The organism is Bacillus sp. 22-7, from assembly GCF_010628845.1.
Taxonomy (GTDB): domain Bacteria; phylum Bacillota; class Bacilli; order Bacillales; family Cytobacillaceae; genus Cytobacillus; species Cytobacillus firmus_B.
The window spans coordinates 97,491-119,553 of record NZ_NJQY01000035.1 but is presented as its reverse complement, the minus strand read 5'-3'; the positions used below and the strand labels follow the sequence as shown (position 1 = coordinate 119,553).

25 protein-coding genes are annotated in these 22,063 nt (G+C 41.0%); 13 read left to right on the top strand and 12 right to left on the bottom strand.

Features of this window, described 5'->3' with window-relative positions; translation table 11 throughout:
- Nucleotides 1-250 precede the first annotated feature (250 nt).
- Nucleotides 251-496, bottom strand: coding sequence for a YkuS family protein (locus tag CE058_RS22040; RefSeq protein WP_048011629.1), 246 nt, complete (start codon nt 494-496; stop codon nt 251-253).
- 104 nt (nt 497-600) lie between these two features.
- On the opposite strand from CE058_RS22040, the gene CE058_RS22035 reads away from it, so the two are divergent.
- Nucleotides 601-738 (top strand): YuzL family protein, encoded by a 138-nt coding sequence (locus CE058_RS22035; RefSeq protein WP_163145067.1) that lies wholly within the window; start codon nt 601-603, stop codon nt 736-738.
- Nucleotides 739-779: 41 nt separating this feature from the next.
- Here the strand turns inward: CE058_RS22035 and CE058_RS22030 are convergent, their stop codons facing one another.
- Nucleotides 780-2,399: an ABC-F family ATP-binding cassette domain-containing protein gene (locus CE058_RS22030; protein ID WP_048011630.1), complete on the bottom strand. Its 1,620-nt coding sequence runs from the start codon at nt 2,397-2,399 to the stop codon at nt 780-782.
- Nucleotides 2,400-2,578: 179 nt separating this feature from the next.
- On the opposite strand from CE058_RS22030, the gene CE058_RS22025 reads away from it, so the two are divergent.
- From CE058_RS22025 to CE058_RS25185, 4 genes are all read left to right on the top strand, one after another.
- Nucleotides 2,579-3,031: an FAS1-like dehydratase domain-containing protein gene (locus tag CE058_RS22025; protein ID WP_048011631.1), complete on the top strand. Its 453-nt coding sequence runs from the start codon at nt 2,579-2,581 to the stop codon at nt 3,029-3,031.
- Nucleotides 3,024-3,407 (top strand): MaoC/PaaZ C-terminal domain-containing protein, encoded by a 384-nt coding sequence (locus CE058_RS22020; RefSeq protein WP_163145066.1) that lies wholly within the window; start codon nt 3,024-3,026, stop codon nt 3,405-3,407. Before CE058_RS22025 ends, CE058_RS22020 begins: the two co-directional genes overlap by 8 nt.
- A gap of 32 nt (nt 3,408-3,439) precedes the next feature.
- The gene (locus tag CE058_RS22015; RefSeq protein ID WP_204260569.1) at nt 3,440-5,797 is read left to right on the top strand and encodes a penicillin acylase family protein; all 2,358 of its coding nucleotides are present in this window, start codon (nt 3,440-3,442) and stop codon (nt 5,795-5,797) included.
- Between the two features lie 92 nt (nt 5,798-5,889).
- Entirely contained in the window at nt 5,890-6,024 is a 135-nt protein-coding gene (locus CE058_RS25185; RefSeq protein WP_258750305.1) for a hypothetical protein, read from the top strand.
- Nucleotides 6,025-6,068: 44 nt separating this feature from the next.
- On the opposite strand, the gene CE058_RS22010 is transcribed toward CE058_RS25185, so the two are convergent.
- The 3 genes from CE058_RS22010 to CE058_RS22000 form a co-directional block, all read right to left on the bottom strand.
- The gene (locus tag CE058_RS22010; protein ID WP_048011634.1) at nt 6,069-6,668 is read right to left on the bottom strand and encodes an SCO family protein; all 600 of its coding nucleotides are present in this window, start codon (nt 6,666-6,668) and stop codon (nt 6,069-6,071) included.
- Between the two features lie 144 nt (nt 6,669-6,812).
- A complete protein-coding gene (locus CE058_RS22005) occupies nt 6,813-8,297 on the bottom strand; it encodes an aldehyde dehydrogenase family protein (RefSeq protein ID WP_048011635.1) in 1,485 nt (494 codons plus the stop codon).
- Between the two features lie 208 nt (nt 8,298-8,505).
- Nucleotides 8,506-9,723: a NupC/NupG family nucleoside CNT transporter gene (locus CE058_RS22000; RefSeq protein ID WP_048011636.1), complete on the bottom strand. Its 1,218-nt coding sequence runs from the start codon at nt 9,721-9,723 to the stop codon at nt 8,506-8,508.
- A gap of 351 nt (nt 9,724-10,074) precedes the next feature.
- On the opposite strand from CE058_RS22000, the gene CE058_RS21995 reads away from it, so the two are divergent.
- The 3 genes from CE058_RS21995 to CE058_RS24885 all read left to right on the top strand — a co-directional run bounded on the left by CE058_RS21995 (nt 10,075) and on the right by CE058_RS24885 (nt 10,716).
- The gene (locus tag CE058_RS21995) at nt 10,075-10,176 is read left to right on the top strand and encodes a YjcZ family sporulation protein (RefSeq protein WP_082139040.1); all 102 of its coding nucleotides are present in this window, start codon (nt 10,075-10,077) and stop codon (nt 10,174-10,176) included.
- A gap of 146 nt (nt 10,177-10,322) precedes the next feature.
- On the top strand, nt 10,323-10,532 hold the full coding sequence (locus tag CE058_RS21990; RefSeq protein WP_048011637.1) for a YozQ family protein: 210 nt from the start codon (nt 10,323-10,325) through the stop codon (nt 10,530-10,532).
- 22 nt (nt 10,533-10,554) lie between these two features.
- Complete coding sequence (locus CE058_RS24885) at nt 10,555-10,716, top strand: hypothetical protein (protein WP_197207007.1); 162 nt, start codon at nt 10,555-10,557, stop codon at nt 10,714-10,716.
- 93 nt (nt 10,717-10,809) lie between these two features.
- Here the strand turns inward: CE058_RS24885 and CE058_RS21985 are convergent, their stop codons facing one another.
- Entirely contained in the window at nt 10,810-11,868 is a 1,059-nt protein-coding gene (locus CE058_RS21985) for a sulfite oxidase (RefSeq protein ID WP_163145064.1), read from the bottom strand.
- A 143-nt stretch (nt 11,869-12,011) separates the two neighbouring features.
- On the opposite strand from CE058_RS21985, the gene CE058_RS21980 reads away from it, so the two are divergent.
- Nucleotides 12,012-12,755: a YqjF family protein gene (locus CE058_RS21980; protein ID WP_163145063.1), complete on the top strand. Its 744-nt coding sequence runs from the start codon at nt 12,012-12,014 to the stop codon at nt 12,753-12,755.
- 48 nt (nt 12,756-12,803) lie between these two features.
- Here the strand turns inward: CE058_RS21980 and CE058_RS24880 are convergent, their stop codons facing one another.
- Complete coding sequence (locus tag CE058_RS24880; RefSeq protein ID WP_197087778.1) at nt 12,804-12,941, bottom strand: hypothetical protein; 138 nt, start codon at nt 12,939-12,941, stop codon at nt 12,804-12,806.
- 21 nt (nt 12,942-12,962) lie between these two features.
- Between CE058_RS24880 and CE058_RS21975 the strand changes: the two genes are divergently transcribed.
- Entirely contained in the window at nt 12,963-13,223 is a 261-nt protein-coding gene (locus CE058_RS21975; protein ID WP_227887089.1) for a cold-inducible protein YdjO-related protein, read from the top strand.
- A gap of 48 nt (nt 13,224-13,271) precedes the next feature.
- On the opposite strand, the gene CE058_RS21970 is transcribed toward CE058_RS21975, so the two are convergent.
- Together CE058_RS21970 and CE058_RS21965 are read right to left on the bottom strand one after the other, a co-directional pair.
- Complete coding sequence (locus tag CE058_RS21970; RefSeq protein WP_048011640.1) at nt 13,272-13,514, bottom strand: transcriptional regulator SplA domain-containing protein; 243 nt, start codon at nt 13,512-13,514, stop codon at nt 13,272-13,274.
- A gap of 16 nt (nt 13,515-13,530) precedes the next feature.
- Entirely contained in the window at nt 13,531-13,719 is a 189-nt protein-coding gene (locus CE058_RS21965; RefSeq protein WP_163145062.1) for a hypothetical protein, read from the bottom strand.
- A 134-nt stretch (nt 13,720-13,853) separates the two neighbouring features.
- On the opposite strand from CE058_RS21965, the gene CE058_RS21960 reads away from it, so the two are divergent.
- Nucleotides 13,854-15,122, top strand: coding sequence for an erythromycin esterase family protein (locus tag CE058_RS21960; RefSeq protein WP_204260568.1), 1,269 nt, complete (start codon nt 13,854-13,856; stop codon nt 15,120-15,122).
- Nucleotides 15,123-15,174: 52 nt separating this feature from the next.
- On the opposite strand, the gene pepF is transcribed toward CE058_RS21960, so the two are convergent.
- Together pepF and yhfH are read right to left on the bottom strand one after the other, a co-directional pair.
- Nucleotides 15,175-16,989 carry an oligoendopeptidase F gene (pepF, locus tag CE058_RS21955; protein ID WP_163145060.1) on the bottom strand — a complete coding sequence of 605 codons (1,815 nt, stop codon included), beginning with the start codon at nt 16,987-16,989 and terminating at the stop codon, nt 15,175-15,177.
- Between the two features lie 170 nt (nt 16,990-17,159).
- Nucleotides 17,160-17,294, bottom strand: coding sequence for a protein YhfH (gene yhfH, locus CE058_RS21950; protein WP_163145059.1), 135 nt, complete (start codon nt 17,292-17,294; stop codon nt 17,160-17,162).
- A gap of 275 nt (nt 17,295-17,569) precedes the next feature.
- On the opposite strand from yhfH, the gene CE058_RS21945 reads away from it, so the two are divergent.
- Both CE058_RS21945 and CE058_RS21940 read left to right on the top strand, forming a co-directional pair.
- Nucleotides 17,570-19,729, top strand: coding sequence for a PAS domain S-box protein (locus CE058_RS21945; RefSeq protein WP_163145058.1), 2,160 nt, complete (start codon nt 17,570-17,572; stop codon nt 19,727-19,729).
- Between the two features lie 285 nt (nt 19,730-20,014).
- On the top strand, nt 20,015-20,962 hold the full coding sequence (locus tag CE058_RS21940) for a LysM peptidoglycan-binding domain-containing protein (protein ID WP_163145057.1): 948 nt from the start codon (nt 20,015-20,017) through the stop codon (nt 20,960-20,962).
- 40 nt (nt 20,963-21,002) lie between these two features.
- Here the strand turns inward: CE058_RS21940 and CE058_RS21935 are convergent, their stop codons facing one another.
- The gene (locus tag CE058_RS21935) at nt 21,003-21,911 is read right to left on the bottom strand and encodes a hypothetical protein (RefSeq protein WP_048011646.1); all 909 of its coding nucleotides are present in this window, start codon (nt 21,909-21,911) and stop codon (nt 21,003-21,005) included.
- Nucleotides 21,912-22,063: the final 152 nt, after the last annotated feature.

Below are 22,063 nucleotides of genomic sequence, written 5' to 3'. Positions count from 1 at the left end.
GCCTCGCTTTATAATGTAAAGGCCCGATTGGTGAGATACAGTGAAACTTGCCGACGCGCTGGCAGAGGCTTAGTTGAACCAATCGGGTTCGTAGTGTCGATTGATCGAAGCGCTAGCGGAGATCTTAGCGACACTAGAACGCGACTAACAATCAGTGGGGGATAAGGAAAACCCCCACTGATTGAAGTTTCACTTTATTTTCATTGAAAAAGACTAAAGAAGTTATCTTTAGTCTTTGGCTCACTTTTCATTACTGCATTCTTTGCTCCACCTGGCGGCATACTTCATCCGCTGAAAGGCCGCTTGCTTCAATGACAGATGCTTTTGTAGAAACATCCTGCATACCCATTACATTTGAATCAACACCGCTCACAACACAGCATGAGCAGTTCTCAGCATCATGCGCCGACTTCATGTCAACCACTTCGTATCCTTTTTGGCGAAGCGCTTCAGAAACATTTGTTAAGGATTGTTCAACCGCTACTCTTTTCGTCAATGTTAACACCTCCTCCGTTTGTTAGATTGGCTTTTGTACTCCATTTTTATTCCATGGATAAAAATAGCCTTAACACGAAAAAGTAAGAAAGGAGGTGTTTAACTATGAGCAAACGCAAAAAAGACCCTTCCAAGGCTGGATTGAGCTCTCCAAACGTCGAAGGGCAAGGGACAACCAACATAGAAACAGGCAGCAGAACAGCTTCCTCTGCACGCCATAAAAAGAAAAAACAGGATTTTTGACAAAGTTAAAAGCAGGAGGCTGATCCTCCTGCTTTTACTGTTTACTGATACATTTCAGCTACTTGTTTCTGAATGGCTGAGTCTTCTAAATACTCATCATAAGTCATTTGCTTATCGACAATGCCAGCCGGTGTAATTTCAATAATGCGGTTAGCAATGGTTTGAATGAACTGATGGTCATGTGAAGCAAAAATCATGGAGCCTTTAAAATTAATCAGTCCATTATTCAATGCCGTAATGGATTCCAAATCAAGGTGGTTTGTCGGCTCATCTAAAAGAAGCACGTTAGCACCGCTCAGCATCATTTTAGATAGCATGCAGCGGACTTTTTCCCCACCGGAAAGAACGCTTGCTTTCTTTAGAACTTCCTCACCAGAGAACAGCATTCTTCCAAGGAAACCTCTCAGGAAGCTTTCACTGTCATCTGCAGGCGAGAATTGGCGCAGCCAGTCTACAAGGTTCAAATCAGAGTTCTCGAAGAACTCAGAGTTGTCATTAGGGAAATAGGACTGAGAGGTCGTAACACCCCACTTAAACGTTCCTTCATCCGGCTCCATTTCACCAGTCAGTATTTTAAACAGGGTAGTTTTCGCCAATTCGTTCGTGCCAACTAACGCTATTTTATCATCTTTGTTCATGATGAAGCTGACATTATTTAGAACTTTAACACCATCAATTGTTTTGCTGATGCCGTCTACCCGAAGCAAATCATTTCCAATTTCACGGTCTGGCGAAAATCCGACATACGGATATTTTCTTGAGGATGGTCTAATGTCATCAAGAGAAATCTTATCAAGAAGCTTTTTACGTGAAGTTGCCTGCTTGGATTTTGATGCGTTTGCACTAAAGCGGGCAATAAAGCTTTGCAGTTCCTTGATTTTTTCTTCTTTTTTCTTATTGGCATCCTGGGCCATCCTTTGTGCAAGCTGGCTTGACTCATACCAGAAGTCATAGTTCCCAACGTAAATCTGGATCTTCCCAAAGTCAAGATCGGCAATATGCGTACAAACTTTGTTTAAGAAATGACGGTCATGGGATACGACAATAACGGTATTCTCAAAGTTGATCAGGAATTCCTCAAGCCATTGAATTGCTTTGATATCCAAGTGGTTTGTCGGCTCATCCAGTAAAAGAACATCCGGCTTGCCAAAAAGCGCCTGCGCAAGCAAAACTTTCACTTTTTCAGAACCGGAAAGGTCAGCCATTTTTTTGTCGTGAAGCTCTTCTCCGATTCCAAGTCCCTTCAGCAAAATAGCTGCTTCAGATTCTGCTTCCCATCCATTTAATTCAGCAAATTCGCCTTCTAGTTCGGCAGCCTTCATCCCATCTTCATCCGTGAAGTCAGCCTTCATATAAATAGCATCTTTTTCCTGCATCACTTCATAAAGACGGGCATGGCCCATGATGACTACTTTTAATACTTCAAATTCTTCGTACTCAAAATGGTTCTGCTTCAGGACAGCCAGGCGTTCTCCGGGACCTAAATGAACACTTCCGGATTGTGCCTCAATTTCACCTGATAAAATTTTAAGAAAAGTTGATTTACCTGCACCATTTGCTCCAATCAATCCATAGCAATTGCCAGGTGTGAATTTAATATTAACGTCTTCGAATAGTTTGCGGTCGCCGTATCGAAGACCTACATTACTGACAGTTATCATATTGTTTTTATTCCTCCAAATACATAATCCATAAAATTATACCACTTTCAGCGCGTAATCGCGAATTCTTCTTATCATCATGTAACCTCTTCGATAAAAATTTAGAGATTTAACAGGAAGCAGGAGCTAAAAGTCGAATACATAAAGATTATAAAAGGATGAGAGGAAGTGCGATTTTAATGGAATCTCTTTTAAAATCAGATGTGAAGTTAAAACCTTTCCGGTTTACAATTGAAAGGGGAAAAATCAAAGAATTCGCTATGGCAATTGGAGACAAAAACCCTATTTATTATGATGCCGACACTGCGAGAAAAGAGGGGTACCGCGACATCCCCATCCCGCCAACATTTCCAACAGCCATCGAGATGTGGGGTGGCATGGATTTCGAAACCCTAATTGAGCTATTCGGACTTGACCCGCTCAAGGTTCTTCACGGCGGCCAGGAATATTGCTATATGGGGGAAATATGTGCTGGTGATACAGTAACTGCAGCCCCTAAAGTAATTTCTTCTTTCGAAAAGAGGAACCTGCGGTTTATTACAATAGGTATTCAGTACAAAAACAGTGATGGAAAAGATGTTCTCTATTCAGAATCCACCATTATAGAAAGAGGGGGAAGCAAAAATGAGTGAGCTGAAAATGATTCATAAACCAGAGATCACACATACACAGCTGGTCAAGTATGCAGGGGCATCCGGAGATTTCAATCCGATTCATACAGTAGTCCCTGTAGGAGAAAAGGCCGGATTGGACGGAGTGATCGCCCACGGGATGCTTATCATGGGAATGGCAGGTGAAGCACTGGCTGAGTGGTTTCCAAGAAAGGACCTGAGAAGGTTCAAAGTGCGCTTCAGCAAAATGACACGACCCGGCGAGAAGCTGACAATAGAAGGGAGAGTGACTGGAGAGAAATGGGAAGATAACGAAAAAAGGCTGACAGGAGAAGTATCCGTTAAAAATGAAGCTGGTGAGCAAAAGCTTTCCGGCCGGTTCGAATTTAAAATTTAATAATAAAGGAAGGAATGTTTATGGAAGGCAATATTGAGATCCAGCTCCAGCCAAAATCAAAGTGGAAGAAGTACTCGCTTTGGAGCATTGCTATCATATTAGTGCTGCTGGCTGCAGCCTTTTTCATTATGTATGGTTTTTTGTCCCGCTCTCTGCCTAAAACAGATGGGGAAATCAGAATAGGCTCCATATCTCAGGAAGTAATGGTCAATCGGGATGGCAGCGGAGTCCCGCACCTGCTTGCTGCTAATGAACGGGACCTTTTTATTGCACAAGGCTATGTCCAGGCTCAGGATCGCCTTTTTCAGATGGATTTAAGCAGGCGTCAGGCATCGGGAAGATTGAGTGAAGTAATTGGAGAGGCTACGGTTGAAAATGATAAATATTTTAGAACTCTTGGTTTGAGAAGGGCTGCAGAAGCATCCTATGAAGCATACTCCTCCGATGCAAAACAGATTTTAGGCTGGTTTGCAGAAGGAGTTAATCTTTATATTAAAGAGGTTAAAGAAAATGGAAAAATGCCTGTTGAATTTTCCATACTCGGCTATGAACCGGAAGAATGGTCTCCAGTGGATTCGCTCACTATTGGCAAATATATGGCATATGATCTTGGCGGACACTGGGAAAGCCAGGCATTCCGCTATTATCTCCTTCAGCATTTTCCGGAAGATAAAGCATATGAATTATTCCCCTCCTATCCGGATGAAGCCCCATACATAATAGGAAAACACAACTTAAATATTGAAGAAAGCTTTGCATCTGTCATCACGCCTCCTGAATTTAACGGAAGCAATAACTGGGTGGCAGCCGGCAGTAAAACGGCATCAGGAAAGCCTATTTTGGCTGATGACCCTCATCTGTCTCTCAGCACACCTTCCATCTGGTATCAGATGCACCTGGAGTCTCCTGAAATGAACGTCAGCGGTGTCATTTTTGCCGGAATCCCGGGCATCATCCTCGGTCACAATGAAGATATTGCATGGGGAGTAACCAATACAGGACCAGATGTTCAGGATTTGTATATCGAAAAAAGGAATCCTGCCAAAGAAAACGAGTTTCTATTCAATGAAAAGTGGGAAAAGGCAGAAGAAATAGAAGAACCAATTAAGGTAAAAGGCAAAGAGCCAATTAGCTATAAAATAACGATTACACGCCACGGACCTGTGATATCGGAATTTGCTGGAGACAGCGGCAAGGATACCGTTCTTTCCTTACAATGGACAGCGCTTCAGCCTTCAAAAGAGCTGGAAGCCATTCTAAAAATGAATAAATCATCAGACTGGAATCAGTTTGAACAAGCATTGGAGTTATTTCATACACCTGCCCAAAACTTTGTATTTGCTTCTTCGGATGGAACTATTGCTTATAAAGCAAATGGTAAAATCCCAATCAGAAAGAAAGGAGACGGACTGCTGCCAGTGCCCGGCTGGTCGGATGAATATGGGTGGAAAGGCTACATTCCTTATGATCAGCTGCCTAAAACGGTCAATCCCGAAGAAGGGTATATATCAACGGCAAACAATAAGGTTATTGATGACAGCTACCCTTACCATATCAGTCATGATTGGGCACAGCCCTATAGACAAATGCGCATTCAGGAATTTCTCAAGAGCAAGGATGATCTTACAGCTGAAGATATGATGTCACTGCAAATGGATCAGAAAAACCTGCAGGCAAAGGAATTCATACCGCTTTTCCTGTCCGGAATGAAAGAACCATCCACCGCTCTTGAAAAGGAAGCTTTATCGATCCTGAGTAAATGGGATTATATTGACAGCAAGGATAAGGCAGCCCCTCTTATTTTCAATCTTTGGATGAAAAGCATATCCGATGTTCTTTTTGAAGATCAGATATCTCCCGAAATGAGGAAGCTTTTCAAAGGACAAAAGCAGGCAGTGGATGAATTATTGAGAAATGCAGCAAATGGCCGGGAAAGCATCTGGATTGAAGAAAAGGGCGGATTGCAGGAAGTCCTTTCCCAATCATTGAGTACAGCGGTCAAGGAAGCCGAAGATCTTCAAGGAAGCAGCCCGACTAAATGGAAATGGGGTAACTATCATCAATTAGCTTTTTCCCACCCGCTTTCGAGTATAAAACCTTTAAACTTTTTGTTTAATAGAGAGGGCCGAATTCCTGTTGGCGGCAGCTCAGTCACTGTGCAGGCGGCAGCCAACAAAGACGATGGCACAGTGAATCATGGAGGCTCATGGAGATTTGTGATTGATACACAAAACATGAATACTGCCTACCATCTGGTGGGACCAGGGCAATCCGGACATCCTTTAAGCGAGTGGTACCATGATCAGATGAAAGACTGGGCAGATGGGAACTATCATAAAACAGTTCTCACTGAAGTAAAAACCAGGCAGACTCTTTTATTAAAACCTTGAAAAAGTATAAATTGTTTCTTTTTGTTCATAGTTTTTTCATAAATTTCATGTAAAATATTAATCATACAGGCAGGGAAAAAGGAGTTTTTTAGATGGCTAAAAAACAGCTGGTTGATTTAGTAAACCGATTAAAGAAATCCGGTATTAAAGTAAGCTTCTCAAAGCCAAGATCAAAAACTTTAATACTCATTGACCAAAACAAAAATTTATCTTCTTCTGCGAACTAGGTTAAAAAAAAAATGGCGGATCCTAAAATCCGCCATTTTTTTTGTTAAATTTGCTTCATTATCTTTTTGAAAACTTCATTCCTGTCAAAATCTTCTCCCATAGGGAACTTCTTAATAAATTTATTATTCTCGTCAAGCAAATACACAAAGGTGCTGTGAACATAGAAGCCATCACCGGGATCACGGTATTGAAATTGGAAAGTGTTTGCGAGCTCCTGAATTTCTGCCTGATCCTTTTTCAATGTATCAGGATCAGCAGTAAGAAAGATCCAATTCTCATCATTTTCGATATCAAAGGTGCTTCTATATTTTTTAAGAACATCTGCGGTATCCCTATAAGGGTCGATCGTAACAGTAATAAATTGCACTTTGTCCCCAAATACACCCTCATTAGTAAGATCACTTTTCAGGAGATTCATCCTTTGGGTAGTCGTCGGACATATATCCGGACAGTGCGTATAAATAAATTCAACAAGCTTCAGCTTTTCATCAGATTCTTCAAAGTCATATACCTTCTCATCATCGGTTAAAAGTGTAATATGTTCAGGTATCTTTGATGTCATATCACGAATGATAAAAAAAGAAATGCCGGCAGCAATGCCTAATACGACAATAATAGCGGAAATCATATATACTTTTTTCATTATTTCCCCTCCCAATATAAGGATAAATAATATCCATCAAAAATCCTATGGATAATCTGTGAACTTATTCTTAATGGGAAGAAACTTTAAAGGATTTCCATTAAAAAAGGAACCCCGAAAGGTTCCTTTTTTTTGATTCGGCTATTATTTCATGGAGATCCATACACTCTTAACTTCTGTATAGTTATCAAGAGCGTATGAGCCCATTTCACGTCCGATACCGGATTGCTTATAGCCGCCAAATGGGGATGCAGCATCGAAAGCGTTATAGCAGTTCACCCAAACTGTACCAGCGCGGAGTTTATTGGCCACATAGTGTGCATTTGCAACATCACGAGTCCAAACTCCTGCAGCTAATCCATATTCGCTGTTATTGGCACGGTTAATTAATTCGTCAATGTCATCATAAGGCATGGCCGAAATAACCGGTCCGAAGATTTCTTCCTTCGCAATTGTCATTTCGTCATTAACATCTGCAAAGATAGTAGGGGAGACGAAGTAACCTTGCTCCTGAGGCTTATCTCCTCCTGCTACAAGCTGAGCACCTTCGCTTAGGCCTTTTTCAATGTACCCAAGAACTCTGTTTTGCTGCTCAGCAGATACAAGCGGGCCGATTTCAGTGTCAGCATGAATTCCGGCACCTTGCTTGATTTTTTTAGCATGTGAAGCCATATCAGCTACAACATTATCAAACTGCTTCTTTTGTATGAAAACACGGGAGCCGGCACAGCAAACCTGTCCCTGGTTGAACATAACACCGTTAAGAGCTCCAGGAATTGCCTTTGATAAATCAGCATCCGGCAGGATAATGTTCGGAGACTTGCCGCCAAGTTCAAGCGTAACCCGCTTCAAGGTCTTTGAAGCATTGGACATAATCCGTTTACCTACTTCAGTAGAACCAGTAAAGGCAATTTTATCTACCAGCGGATGGTCAACAAGCGGCTGGCCAGCTGTTTCTCCAAAGCCAGGGACAATATTGATTACCCCTGGAGGGAAGCCTGCCTGATCCATTAACTCAGCAAGATATAAAGCGGAAAGAGGTGTTTGCTCCGCTGGTTTAAGAACAACCGTACATCCTGTTGCCAGGGCAGCACCAAGCTTCCACATTGCCATTAGAAGAGGGAAGTTCCAAGGGATGATTTGCCCCACTACACCAACGGCTTCATGGCGGGTATAGTTGAAGAATGGTCCGCTGACAGGAATAGTCTGTCCGACAATCTTCGTAGACCAGCCTGCATAGTAGCGCATATGTTCAATTGCCAATGGAATATCGGCATTTGTTGTTTCACGGATTGGCTTTCCATTATCCAATGTCTCAAGCTGTGCTAATTCTTCACTGTTTTCTTCCATAAGATCGGCAAGCTTGTACATCAGGCGGCTGCGCTTAGAAGCGCTCATTTTAGACCATTTTCCTTCATCAAACGCCTTTCGGGCTGCTTTTACTGCGAGATCAATATCTTCTGTACCTGCTTCGAAAACAGTAGCCAGAACTTCTCCTGTCGCTGGATTATACGTATCAAACGTTTTCTGTGATTTGCTTTCTACAAATTCACCATTGATATATAATTTCTTCTTTCCGCTTAAGAACTTTTCTACCTTTTCTTTTAAACCTGCAGTTAACTGACTCATATAATTCCTCCTTAAAATAGTAGTCTATGTATTTCCATGCTGCAAAACTTTAGAAGAATACTATTGATAACGCTTACATCCATACTTTAACATTAATAAAAATATAAAATCAACTCTGAATTAAAATAATTTTCAGATAATCTTCGACAATTCTCGCCTTTACCTCAAAAAAAATAGCATACCGGTTATCCAGTATGCTATCAGACTATTAAATTAACATTCCTGCAATTGCTGCACTTAATAGAGAGGCAAGAGCTCCAGCTATAACTGCACGGATGCCAAGCTTGGCAATATCATTCCTGCGGTCAGGAGCCAGGTTGCCGAGGCCGCCCAAAAGGATGGCCATAGAGGAAATGTTCGCAAAGCCGCAAAGCGCGAAGCTTACTACTGCAACAGTCTTAGGAGACAGGCTGCTGATTTCAGGAGCAAAGGCTGAGTAAGCAACGAATTCATTCAACACAAGCTTTTGGCCGATGTAGCCGCCAGCCTGTACTGCTTCAGCCCAAGGGACTCCAACTGCAAAAGCAATTGGTGCAAAAATAAAGCCAAGAATCATTTCAAGTGTTAAGTTTTCAAGCCCGAAAAGTCCGCCTGCAAAACCGATGATTCCATTGATTAAGGCAACTAAAGCGATGAAAGCAAGAAGCATGGCGCCGATGTTCAAGGCAAGCATTAAACCATCGCTCGCTCCCCGGGCCGCAGCATCTACGATATTGACAGATTTCGTATCTTTTTCAATGTTAATATCATCAGTTGTTTCTGATTTTTCAGTTTCAGGCATCATCATTTTAGCCATTACAAGACCTGCAGGAGCTGCCATAAAACTTGCTGCAAGCAGGTATTCCAGTGGAACACCAAGCAGTGAATAACCAATCAGAACTGAACCTGCCACGGAAGCCAAACCGCCGGTCATGATAGCGAATAATTCCGACTTTGTCATTTTGCTGATGAAAGGGCGGACGATAAGAGGTGCCTCTGTCTGTCCGACAAAAATATTGGCAGCAGCAGAAATCGATTCTGCCTTGCTGGTTCCGAGCAGCTTAGAAAGGCCTCCGCCAATCACTTTAATAATGAATTGCATGATCCCTGTATAATATAGAACGGAGATTAGGGAAGAGAAGAAGATAACAACTGTCAGGACCTGGAATGCAAATACAAATCCAACACCTGAACCTTCTTGAAATAATCCTCCAAAGAGGAAATTAACTCCTTCATTGGCGTAACTTACAATGTCATTTACTGCAAAAGTTAATTTTTCCAGTGCCTTTTTCCCAAGATCCCATTTTAGCACGGCAAAGGCAAAGGCAAACTGAATGGCTAGACCGCCAAGAATTGTGCGTAAATTGATCGCTTTACGATTTGATGAAAGAAGGAAAGCTATTCCCAATACGGTCACAATCCCAAATATACCCCAGATAAAACTCATGTTGACACCTCATTTGTTGAATTTAGTAGAATGAAAACGTTTTTACGAAACGTCAAAAATATAGACCTCTGATAAAAGAGGTTTGTGAATAGACGTCAGACATCTAACTTGATTACATGTCCATTTTAACATGAATCCGTTTGCAGTAAAGAGTTTTTTTCTTACCAAATTAAATTGGGTGATTAATCTCCTATTTTTGTTCACATTTTCGGCGTTTTTTCTTTCTAAATCATTGCCAGGCTCCGATAAGGTAAAAGTATCTTTGATTTTATTTTATTGCTCCGTTACAACTGCCCATTCGGGACAAACATCATGTTCATACACTGTCACTAGACGTCAGGAGGTGTTAGAATGGGTGCAGGTGCAGGATATGGCGGCGGTTTTGCTTTAATCGTTGTCCTGTTTATACTTCTAATCATTGTTGGTGCTGCTTGCGTAGGCTGGGGATATTAAAGGATAAATGAACATGTAAACTGCTTAAAATCTGCCTTAATCAGGGCAGATTTTTTGTTTTCACACATAGAGTTTGATTTGAATCGTATGATAATCGGTTTAATGTCCAAAATAAGGATAGTTCTTATTAGAAGGAGGGATTATGCATGAATAAAAAAGATAATAATGAAGGCACGAATATTGCTGGCAGATATTATGAAACTGAGGATTATAAAAGAAATGATCAGCTTTCTTCAGGACTCGCAACAACGCATGAGCAGGTAAGTGATACCTATATGGAAGGACAGGCGGATGCCGTTATTGAGGATGTAGTTGGCGTGGATATTTCCATCCCCCGTAAAGGGTATGATGAATAACGGATAGAAAGGAGGCATTTCAATGGCGCCGAGAGATGCTCAAGAAGACCTGAGCCAATATAAAATGCCGGAAGTTCTCCGAAAAAAGAGGACTTCTTCCTATCGGGTGGGCTATCAGGCTACAACAGGCAATCAGACACCTGGTGAACCGGAAGCAGGCAAGAGGACAGATGAAGAAAATTAATTAGCACTGCTAATTGAATAGAACTAGAAAGAGAGGATGTATTAAAAACATCTTCTCTTTTTGCACTTTGGGGATTTTGCATGGAAAAACGGGTTATACCACTTGAATTTTTATTTTTTGCACAGCATTATATCCGTATCCTTTCCTGTTCCAGTAAGGCTTTATTGGCTGAATATTGCCCTCTGTATCTGTTGCCCGCACAAGAATGGTATATTCGCCCTTTTTTACCTCCCAATTAAAATGCCACTTTACCCAGGAGTATTTTTCGTTTCCTCTGTATTTAAGCGACGCTTTTCTCCAAGTATCCCCATGATCAAAGCTTATTGCGACTTCATTAATAGTACCAGTTCCAGTCCAGGCAATACCTTTTATAACATGTAACCCCTCATTAACAATGGAACGATCCAATGGATGCTGGATTGTGCTGTTAACATTTATGGCTGTAACAGGCTTTTTATCTAAATCGCTATCATCATAAGGATAATAAACGTAATCTTTTGTTTGAAATGGGCCATTAAATTCATGCTGAATAATAAATATATTTCTAAGCCACTTAACGGAGGCCATTGCATACCATTGAGGGACAATTAGCCGAAAAGGATAACCATGCTTATAAGGTATGGGCTTGCCGTTATATTCATATGCTACGATCGTATCTTCATGGAGTGCCTTTTCAATCGGCAGGCTTCTTGCAAAGTAAAAGGATTCTTTGAAATCTTTGCGTTCACCGAAATCCATTCCCGCAAACACAGCTTCTTTACTTCCAGCCAGTAGTCCCGCTTTATCCAGCAGCTCTTTCAAAGGTACTCCTTTCCATTTCCCCTGACTGACTGCCCCTTCTTCCCACTGCTCACCAAAAACCTTTGGTTTGAACTTAGCTCTGTTATTGCCGGAGCATTCCAGAGGGACCAGAATTTCTTTGAATGGAAAGCGGATAAGTTCATTAAATGATATTTCCATCGGTTTATGAACATTGCCGGCAATCGACAATACTAAATTCCGGGTATGAATTTGCGGGTATGCAAAATGATTCCTTAGATAGAAATAACCCTGCGGTGTTTTCCAATTCTTCAGAAAATGAATGGGAGACTCCTGGTTTTCCGGTGTCAGACTGAGTGTTTTCAAATAAGGTACTGATAGACGCTTATTCATGGACCATCACCTCTATTAATAATACAGGGCAATGCTAAAGCTTAGAACTATAGACTATCTGAACTTCATTTATCGTTACTAAGTTTACTGCCGGCATTTTGAAGGAATAATCGTTAATAAAAATGCTGAAGGGCGGTAAAAGAATGAAGGAAGAATTACAGATAACAGGGCACAGACCTTTTCCGCTGCCTGATAAACCCTGGGTGATGGAGCAAATATGGAATGATGTTCTGTTTGCACATTGGCCGGTACCGGCAGAAATAATGGAGAAGCATATTCCTTCTCAGTTAACTCTGGATACATTTAAGGGCGAAGCCTGGATCGGAATAGTACCTTTCTGGATCAGCAGAATGAGAGTCCGCGGCTTGCCGGCATTGCCAATGATGAAATCAATGAATGAGCTGAATGTAAGAACTTATGTAGAGTATGGGGGCAAGAAAGGTGTGTATTTTTTCAGCCTGGATGCCGATAATTTTTTAGCGGTTACAGGAGCCAGAATGCTATATTTCCTGCCCTATATGAATGCCGAAATGAAAGTTGATAAAACAGAAGGACTCATTAATTATGAAAGCAGGAGAAAAAACGAAAATAAAGAGAGCGTACAATTCAAAGTCCAATATAAGCCAGCTTCCAGCCCATTTAATGCACAGGCAGGGTCACTTGATGAATGGCTGACTGAGAGATATTGTCTATGGGTAACAAAAGGTGAAGAAGTTTTTCGCGGGGATATCCATCATACAAAATGGCAGCTGCATGAAGCTTCATGTTCGATATACGAAAATACAATGGCATCATTTTTACCTGACAAGTACTTTACGAACGAGCCAATTTTACACTATTCCCCTCAAAAGCATGCTTATTTTTGGCCCTTAACAAGGGTTACATAATGATAAACAAGCAGACAGCCTTTTTCATGATCTAACCCAATGAAAACTTCATTTCTTTAAATAATTTTCTGCCAGCATTCTTTTTACTTCGTTATAGGATAATCCGGATTGGCTATTCAGCCTTTTTACCTCATCAATATCTGTTCCTGCGATAGTAAGGTTTTTCTTCTTCTGTTGGCGGACCATTAAATAGCCTCCTCTTCCAATTTGTTTTTATCATTTTTTATCATTTTCAATAATTTTCCCGTTTCTTGTCCATACTATGAAAAAAAGGGGGCGATTCCAATTTTTTTCAATAAAAAAGGCCAAGATGATAAGCCAGAGGTTGTAATGCTCGACACAGAGGTGTATTCCTGTAATAGCTGCAATGGCTGGATGAGAAAAGATTTTGCCTCTTCAGATTTAAAATGTCCATTATGCGGTGATGAAACAACTGCCGAAATGAGGGAATTACCGCAAATTTTATAATCAGCAAATAAAGAAAGACTGATTCCTTACAGTCTTTCTTTATTTGTGTCAGTACTCTCCGTATAATTCCTGAAAAGCCTCTTCTGCATCCTTTTCAGAAGAAAACAGTGCATCATCTTCTTCTATTAAATGAAATGACTCATTAAGAAAGAGGGCTACTGCATTAGGATCTTTTGGATGCGGAACAATTTCAGCAGGCCTTACGTTTGCTACACTGGGCGTGTGAGGATTATGGTAAATGACATATACCTCATCTCCCGATTTTACTTTTTTAGGATCAATTGTTTCCATTAGTTTCACTCCCCATTTATAGGTTTTCATTTTGCTGGCCGATTTCTTTTGCGCCTAGAATAGCATTTGCCGTTTCCAGCTGTTCATGTTCATCAACAGAATCCCCGACCGCATTTTTCAGATTCGGAAATTTGCCGTCATTTCCAATGGTAACCATCTTTTCTTTCGGTGCAGAAGTCAGGTATTTTTCATCCATTTCTTTCATGATTCACTAACCCTTCTGAAATATATTCGAGCATCTTTCTTTAAAGTTTTCTCTCCGCAGTGATCTAATATTCAGCCATATAATCCTAATTCAAATGGGCAAGTTAGCTATAAGGCTAAATTGAGGTGATAAGAATGAATGCAACTAAAAGGCTGATTGCAGCTATTCAATCGGAAGCAGGCTCTCTCAGCGATCCATTTTGGTTTGACCGCATTATTGAAGCTGCCGGGAAAGCAAAATTTGTTTTATTGGGAGAAGCTTCACATGGAACATCTGAATTTTATTCTATAAGAGCGGAAATATCCAGGAAGCTCATTGAACGGAAAGGGTTCAATTGTATCGCTGTGGAAGGGGACTGGCCTTCCTGCTTTACAGTTAACAGGTATGTTAAAGGGTATGCGCCAATGAACCCCCTTGAAGCACTGAAGGATTTTAACCGGTGGCCGACATGGATGTGGGCGAATGAGGAAATAAAACAGCTGATTACCTGGATTCATGATTATAATCAGCACATTAAAGAGCAAAGCCAAATGGCGGGTTTCTATGGCATCGACATATATAGTTTATGGGAGTCTATGGATGAAATAATAAAACTTCTGGAATCAAAGGGAGCAGCCGAGCTGGAAGCTGCTAAAAAAGCATTTTCCTGCTTTGAGCCATTTCACCGGAAACCGGAAAATTATGCAGTCGCTGCAGAATTTTATGGAGACGCCTGCGATAAGGAGGTTGCCGACCTTTTGCTGAAAATAAAAAACAAGTGGGAGGAAACCAACAACTTTGAAGAGGAATCACTGAACCTTTTGATAAACAGCCTTGTTGCCCTGAATGCAGAAAACTATTATCGGGCGATGGTAAAAGGCGGTCCTGATGATTGGAATATCAGGGACCATCACATGGTAAGTGCACTGGAGGAAGTATCGGAATTTTACGGAAAAGATGCAAAGGTTATCGTTTGGGAACACAACACACATATTGGAGATGCAAGAGCAACCGATATGAAAGAAGAGGGGCTTGTGAATGTTGGGCAAATCCTCCGCGAAAAATACGGAGAAGACCAAGTTTTCGCATTAGGCTTTGGCACTTACTCAGGTACCGTTATAGCCGCCGAACAATGGGGGAGTGAAATGCAGGTTATGGAGGTGCCGCCCGCACAGACGGGAAGCTGGGAGGATGCCCTTCAAATGGCTGGTCCCGGAGATAAAGTATTGCTGTTCAACGATGAAAACAGAGATCTATTCACAGATACTATTGGACATCGGGCCATCGGAGTTGTATATAATCGTGAATCTGAACAGTATGGTAATTATGTTCCCACTAAAATTTCTCTAAGGTATGACAGCTTTGTTTTTATAGAAAAAACGAATAGCTTAAAACCGCTTAATTTGCCTATCAGAACACTTTAAAACCATCAGAGGAAACACAAGAATCCCCTCCTTAAATCGGAGGGGATTCTTGTTACACATAGCTGTTTTCCAATTCGTCTACCAATGATCCAACATAGCTTACTGCTTTGCGGATCGGATCCGGCTTAGACATATCAATGCCGGCACTCCTAAGCAGTTCAAGCGGTTTTTTCGTTCCTCCGGCTTTAAGGACATCAAGCCAGCGGTCGACAGCAGGCTGGCCTTCCTCATGAATGCTTTGTGCCATAGCAGTGGAAGCAGTTAAACCGGCTGAATAGGTATATGGGTAGAGTCCCATGTAATAGTGAGGCTGTCTCATCCAGGTTAAAGCGGCCTTATCATCCAGTTCAACCGAATCTCCCCAGAATTCAGCAAGTGTGTCTAATTTTTGAGCTGAGAGTGTTTTCGCCGTTAACGGAACACCCTGTTCAGCCAGACGATATACTCTGCGCTGGTACTCTCCTTCGAGAAGATGTGTGACAAAGTTATGATAATAAGTTCCAAGCATTTGAAGAATAACCCAGCGCTTCATTCTTTTATCTTCAGTACCAGCCAATAAATGCTGGCCAAGCAGCATTTCGTTTAGTGTAGAGGGTGCTTCGACAAAATAGGTTGAAGGGCGGGTATTCATGATACGCTGATATTTATTGGCCAAATAAAAATGACCCGCATGCCCAAGCTCATGAGCGAGAACAAAAGCACCGCGCATCGTGTCTGTCCATGTAATCAGGATGAAAGGATGTGAACCGTACGGACTTGCACAAAAAGCGCCTGTGGATTTTCCGACGTTATCAGCTAAATCGACCCACCGTTCTGACAGGCCTTTCTTCATTATATCGGTATATTCCGGGCCCATTATCTTGAGAGCTTCCAATATGACTTCTGATGCTTTTTCAAATGTTGTTTCCGGATTGAACTCCGGATCAAGTGGAGCCTTCAGGTCACAAAAAAGCATTCTATCCAATCCCAGGACTTTTTTCTTCAACTGAGCATATCTGCGCATATGGGGAGCAAGTTCCTTTTGGATAATGTCCAGCTGATTGTTATACATTTCCTCTGTTACATGCTGGGAATCGAGAAGCATTTGTGTGACTGAGCTGTATTTTCTCAGTTTCGAAAGCGTTACCTGCTTTTTTACCTCCGCAGAATATGCAGAAGCAAATGTATTCTTGTAGTTTTCCAATGAATCTGTAAACGAGGCATAGGCATTCCGTCTGATGGTGGTATCCGGCGAAAATTCATAGCGATCCTCGTAAAGAGCAAAAGAGTTGGGCAATTCGTTTCCTTGACTGTCTTTAAATGAGGCAAATGGCATGTCAGCAAGTTTTGCAGCCTGATAGATATTATAGGGAGCACCGAATACTTCTCCTAATGCAGCCAGCGCTTCTTCCGTTTCCGGAGAAAGTCTGTGCCTCTTTGTTTCCAGCAGTTCGGTCAGCCCATTTCTGAACGGTTCCAGCCTGCTTTCTTCTTTTATGTATTTTTGAATTGTACCATCAGGCAGAGACAATAACTCAGAATCAATAAACGATAGAGTGGAGGCGGCTTTTGCTCTTAAAGAGGCTATTTGTGATGAAATAGCCTGATTATCGGGATTTGTGCCATCTTCTGATTGGCGCAAGCTTGCATATGTGCCGGCCTGGACAAGACGGATAGAAAGCTTTTCCTGAGCGGAAAGGCAGCCAAGCAAAGCTTGCGGACCTTCATGGAGTTTTCCTTTGTATTGCTCAAAAACAGCAAGATCCTCTTCAATACTCTTTATCTCTTTATGCCAATCTTCCTCCAATGCAAATAAATCCTCCACTTTCCATGTGCGCTCTTTCGGTACCTCATGACGCTTTAATCTGGTTATTGCTGTTTGAACCATATATCGTTCCCTCCTATTTCGATTCTCTAAATAAAGAGTTTATGGAACAATTATACAAGAAGAGGAGATATATTTATAGACTTTTCAAATAATTTCATATTATTCAGCAACAGCTGAGGTTTTTTAATAAATAAAAAGCGGAAGGACCAGGAAGCCTTCCGCTGATTGTGCTATTCCATTTTCTTTGACAGACAGCGATCACATTCCATTAAGTATGATTCAGCCTGTTCCTTTACTGTTTGGCCACACTCGGGACATACCTTTTTAGGAAGGGTTCTGTAGAATTCAACCGGACTTTTAATCATTACTATTTCCTCCTTTTTATAATACAGTTTATTTTGTTTTCTTCTGTTGTAGTACAGTATATACCAAATATATTTTAATGTGAAGTGTTTTGATTAAATTTTTTAAAAATTTAATTTATTATTTTTTCAGGCATAAAAGAGGGTTAAAATCTGCTCTTAAGCTTGTCAGTTTTAATGAGCTTCAGACTTTATTTCTCCCAGCCTCTTCCATGGCATGAATGATTCCATTACAATCATATTGAATAAAGTAAAAATGAGGGGGCTTAAAGCCTGCGATGACTGAGATAATTGTATCTTTTAATCCGATATTAATATTTGCGGCCGTTATACTGACCATTATGGCTTCCTATACAGCATTAGATTTATTTACTTTAATAAAATCATCTGAAAGCAATCAGAGGTTCTTGTTCTTAGGCGGAACTTTTTCACTTGGAATCGGCATATGGATCATGAACTTCATTGGCATGGTCGCGATCAAAATAAATGCTTCCGGAAGCTACAATATTCCTCTTACCTTATTGTCCATGATTTTTGGCATCTCCTTTACCGGAATGGCATTTAGTGCAGTAATCGGACGACAGCTGAAGAAAGGCAATCTTCTTGCGGGCAGCTTCTTTTTAACGATGGCAGTCCTATCCATCCATGTAACAGGAATGTATGCTATCGGGATGAATGTCCAATTTGGCTCCATTGTATTTCTCATTTCCACCCTGATTATTTTTGCTTCTTTTTTATTTTCACTTTGGATGCTCTTTTACTCAAAAAGTCTTTCCTATTCAAGACATATATGGATAAAGCCTTTAAGCGCACTCATTATTGCCGGAGCCGTTGTAGAGGGGTATTTTCTGCTCATCCGATCGTCCTCATTCTATCCAAATGGGGAGATTAGCAGGGAGGGAGACTCGCCGGGGACTTTTCTGATTTTCCTGGTATTATTTGCAGCGATTCTAATCCTTAGCGGCCTCATTGCTTCAAGCACCCTAATGAGCAAGCGGCTGGAAGCAAGCGACACTAACTTACACGATATTCAGGCTGCACTTGATGAATCATCTATTGTGGCTATTACTGACCCAAAGGGGATTATTACGTATGTGAATGATAAATTTGTTGAGATTTCCAAATATGAAGAATATGAACTGCTGGGCAAAAATCATAATATTTTAAATTCAGGATATCATCCGCCAGAGTTTTTCCACCAACTATGGAAAACGATTGGGTCGGGGGAAATATGGAAGGGAGAAATACGAAATAAAGCAAAGGACGGAAGCTTTTATTGGGTCGAGACAACAATTGTACCCTTCCTTAGCAAAAAGAATAAACCGTATCAGTATGTTTCCATCCGGACAGATATATCTGCCTTGAAAACTGCTGAAGCCAATCTCAAAAATTCCTTGAAAGAGGTTAACGATATTAAATTTGCTCTTGATCAGTCTTCCATTATTGCGTTCACTGATGAAAAAGGGATTATAACCAATGTAAATGAGAGGTTTTGTGAAATTTCCCAGTACAGCAGGGAAGAGCTGATAGGACAAAACCATTCGTTATTAAATTCAAATCTGCATTCAAAAGATTTTTTTAAGAACTTATGGAAAACAATTGGCTCTGGTGAAGTATGGAGAGGGGAAATACGAAATAAAGCAAAGGATGGGTCTTATTACTGGGTCCATACAACAATCGTGCCGTTCATGAATGCGAACGGAAAACCTTATCAATACTTAGCCATAAGAAACGATATTACCGAGAGGAAAACAACAGAGGAAGTGCTGCATCGGCAGGATAAACTGGCAGCAGTGGGCCAGCTTGCTGCAGGGGTTGCCCATGAAATCCGCAATCCGCTGACAACAATGAAAGGATATACAGAGTTCCTTCAGCTGGATGAAACGAATGAAGAGAGACAGGAATACTTAAGCATCATTTTAGATGAAATTGACCGGGTAAATCATATAGTAGAAGATTTTATGGTTCTTGCTAAGCCAAAAGCCGCTGAACTGGAAGAAAGAGATATCATACCTATTATAAAGAATGTCATCTCTTTTCTGGAATTCGAAGCCCGGAAACGGGACGTGAAAATTCGTTTCGAATATGAACGGGATATCATCCAGATTGAATGTGACGAAAACCGCCTTAAACAGGTTTTCCTTAATTTTATCAAAAATGGAATTGAAGCGATGCCTGATGGAGGAGATATTACAGTCAGAGCAGCTATCATAAATAACCAGGTGCAGATAGCGATACAGGATACAGGTGTCGGAATACCACAGGAAAAACTGAAAAATATCGGAGAACCATTTTTTACAACCAAGAAAAATGGGAATGGTTTAGGCTTGATGGTCAGCTTTAAAATTATAGAAAGCCATAATGGCAAAGTATTTATCGAGAGTGAATTAAATAAAGGTACGACATTCAATATTGTTTTGCCTGCGAAATCTGCCTAGCCAATCCTAATCGGATTGGCTTTTGCATTAGAAATTAATTCCTCTCCTGTTTAAAAATAGATATTGCCAATAAATGGATAAATTATAAAAACATTGGATCGAATCCCATGATAACAGGAAAAGCACCACTTTCAGTCTAAAACGGCACCTGACTTTGAAATATGTTTGTTATGAGGCTGTTATATCCGTAACGGGATTATTATCTGTTTGTTCTTTTTTAGTAAAGATTCCATGTTATTATTATCCCCGTTAGCTAAAAACGAGCTATACGGGAGGTTCTATCATATGAAAAAATCAATTTTAACTTTTGTAGCAGCTGCCGCAATTACCGGAACAGCAGGTGCGAATGTGCAAGCTGAAGAAGTGACAGTAAAAAAAGGCGATACTTTGTGGGATTTTTCCCAGTCATATAATACACCAGTTGACATGATTAAAGAATGGAACGGGCTGTCTTCGCATATCATCCACCCGGATGATGTACTTAATGTATACCCTGAAAAGAAATACATAGTATCAAAAGGCGATACTTTATGGGATATAGCAAGAGAGCATAGTGTCACAGCTGAGGCAATCAAAGAATGGAACAGCTTGAGTTCTGATTTAATTCGTCCGGACGATGAATTAATTCTTTATCCGGATGCCAAAGCTGTTAATGCTGCAGCTGTTCCAGTTCAGGCTGCTCCGGCAAAGTCCAAACAGCCTGCAAAAACAGCAGCTGCTTCAGAGCAAAAATCTGAACAGCCTGCAGTAAAACAAACACAGCCAGCTGAAAAATCACAGCCGGCTCCAGAAGCAAAGCCAGTCGCAGAGTCTAATCCGGAACCGGCTAATCCTGCAGCGGAATCAAAGCCTGCATCTGAGCCTGCCAAGCCTGCAGCGGAATCCAAACCAGCTGCCGAGCCTGCTTCTGAAAAACCTGAGGAAAATGCAAATGATGAAGCAACTCAAGTGCTGAATATGGAAGCAACAGCCTACACAGCTAATTGTGAAGGCTGCTCAGGAATTACAGCAACAGGAATCAATTTAAAAGAAAATCCAGATCAAAAAGTAATCTCAGTAGATCCTAATGTGATCCCGCTGGGAACTAAAGTCCATGTTGAAGGATATGGTGAAGCTGTCGCAGGAGACACTGGCGGAGCCATTAAAGGCAACAAGATTGATATCTTTATGCCATCTCAGGAAGATGCCATTAATTTTGGCAGAAAAACAGTTAAAGTTACAATTTTAGATTAAAACTAGAAAAGAAGGCACTTCTCCAGGTGCCTTCTTTCTTTTACTCTTTATTCTTGCCATCCCTTGCTTTTTCCTCCTGACTGACAAAGAAGCTGTGGACTGGTTTTGACAGCTGTTTTAAGCTTTTTTCGAAGCGTTCAGTTAGGTGGGAGGCACGCTCATAAACGATTGACTTTAAATGATCCAATTGTCTGCTGATCTTTTCAGTGATCGCCTCCTGGCGATGTAAACGTTCCATTATCGACTTGCTGGCCTGTTCCTGTTCACTAAGCTTATTGCTTAATTCTTCTTTCAATTGCTCCTGCGTCTTAAACTTTTTCTCAGCTTCCTCCGAAAATGACGCGAACTGCTGATCTAAACGCTCCATTACTGTATTATGGAATACTTCCTGGACATCAAGCTTTTTGCTTAATTCTGCTTTCATTTCTTCCTGTGCTTTAAAATTTGTTACGGCCTCTTCAGAAAATGCCTCGAATTTATCAAATTTACGGGAAAGCGCCTGTGTTGCCGCTTCCTGACAGGAAACTTGTTCAAGTATTTTCTGGTTTACCGGCTCTTCATTTTCAAGAGTTTCCAGAATCTCCTTATTCATTCCCTCCAAGACAGCCAGCCTTTTATTCAATAAATTATTCTCCTTTTCGCGCTTATGCATCATTTCCAGAAAACCCGCCAAAAAAGCATCCTGCTTTTCTATCTTAGCTGTCAAATGCCCAATATGATTACTTTGTTTGCCGGCAGCACTTTTTACAAGCTTCCTCATATCAATAAACGAATCCTCTAGCTGAGTCTTCATCTCATCATAAGTTTCAGACAAGCGGGTATTAACGGTCTGCTGCTCTTTTATTACTTCCTGGAGAAAGTTGAGACGGTAAGTACCCTGATTGGAAACAGTGTCTGAATGGCTTAAATAAAGCTTAGGATTAGCATCCTCATTTGATTTTTGTGCCATAGGAACACTCCTCAGTTTTCACCTTTTTTATAGCCTATGCATGATCTTTTTATGAGGGATGGGCACTGTCCTATAAAGTGAAACTTCTATCAGTGGGGAGCTCTTTATCCCCCACTGATTGTTAGTCGCGTTCTAGTGTCGCTAAGATCTCC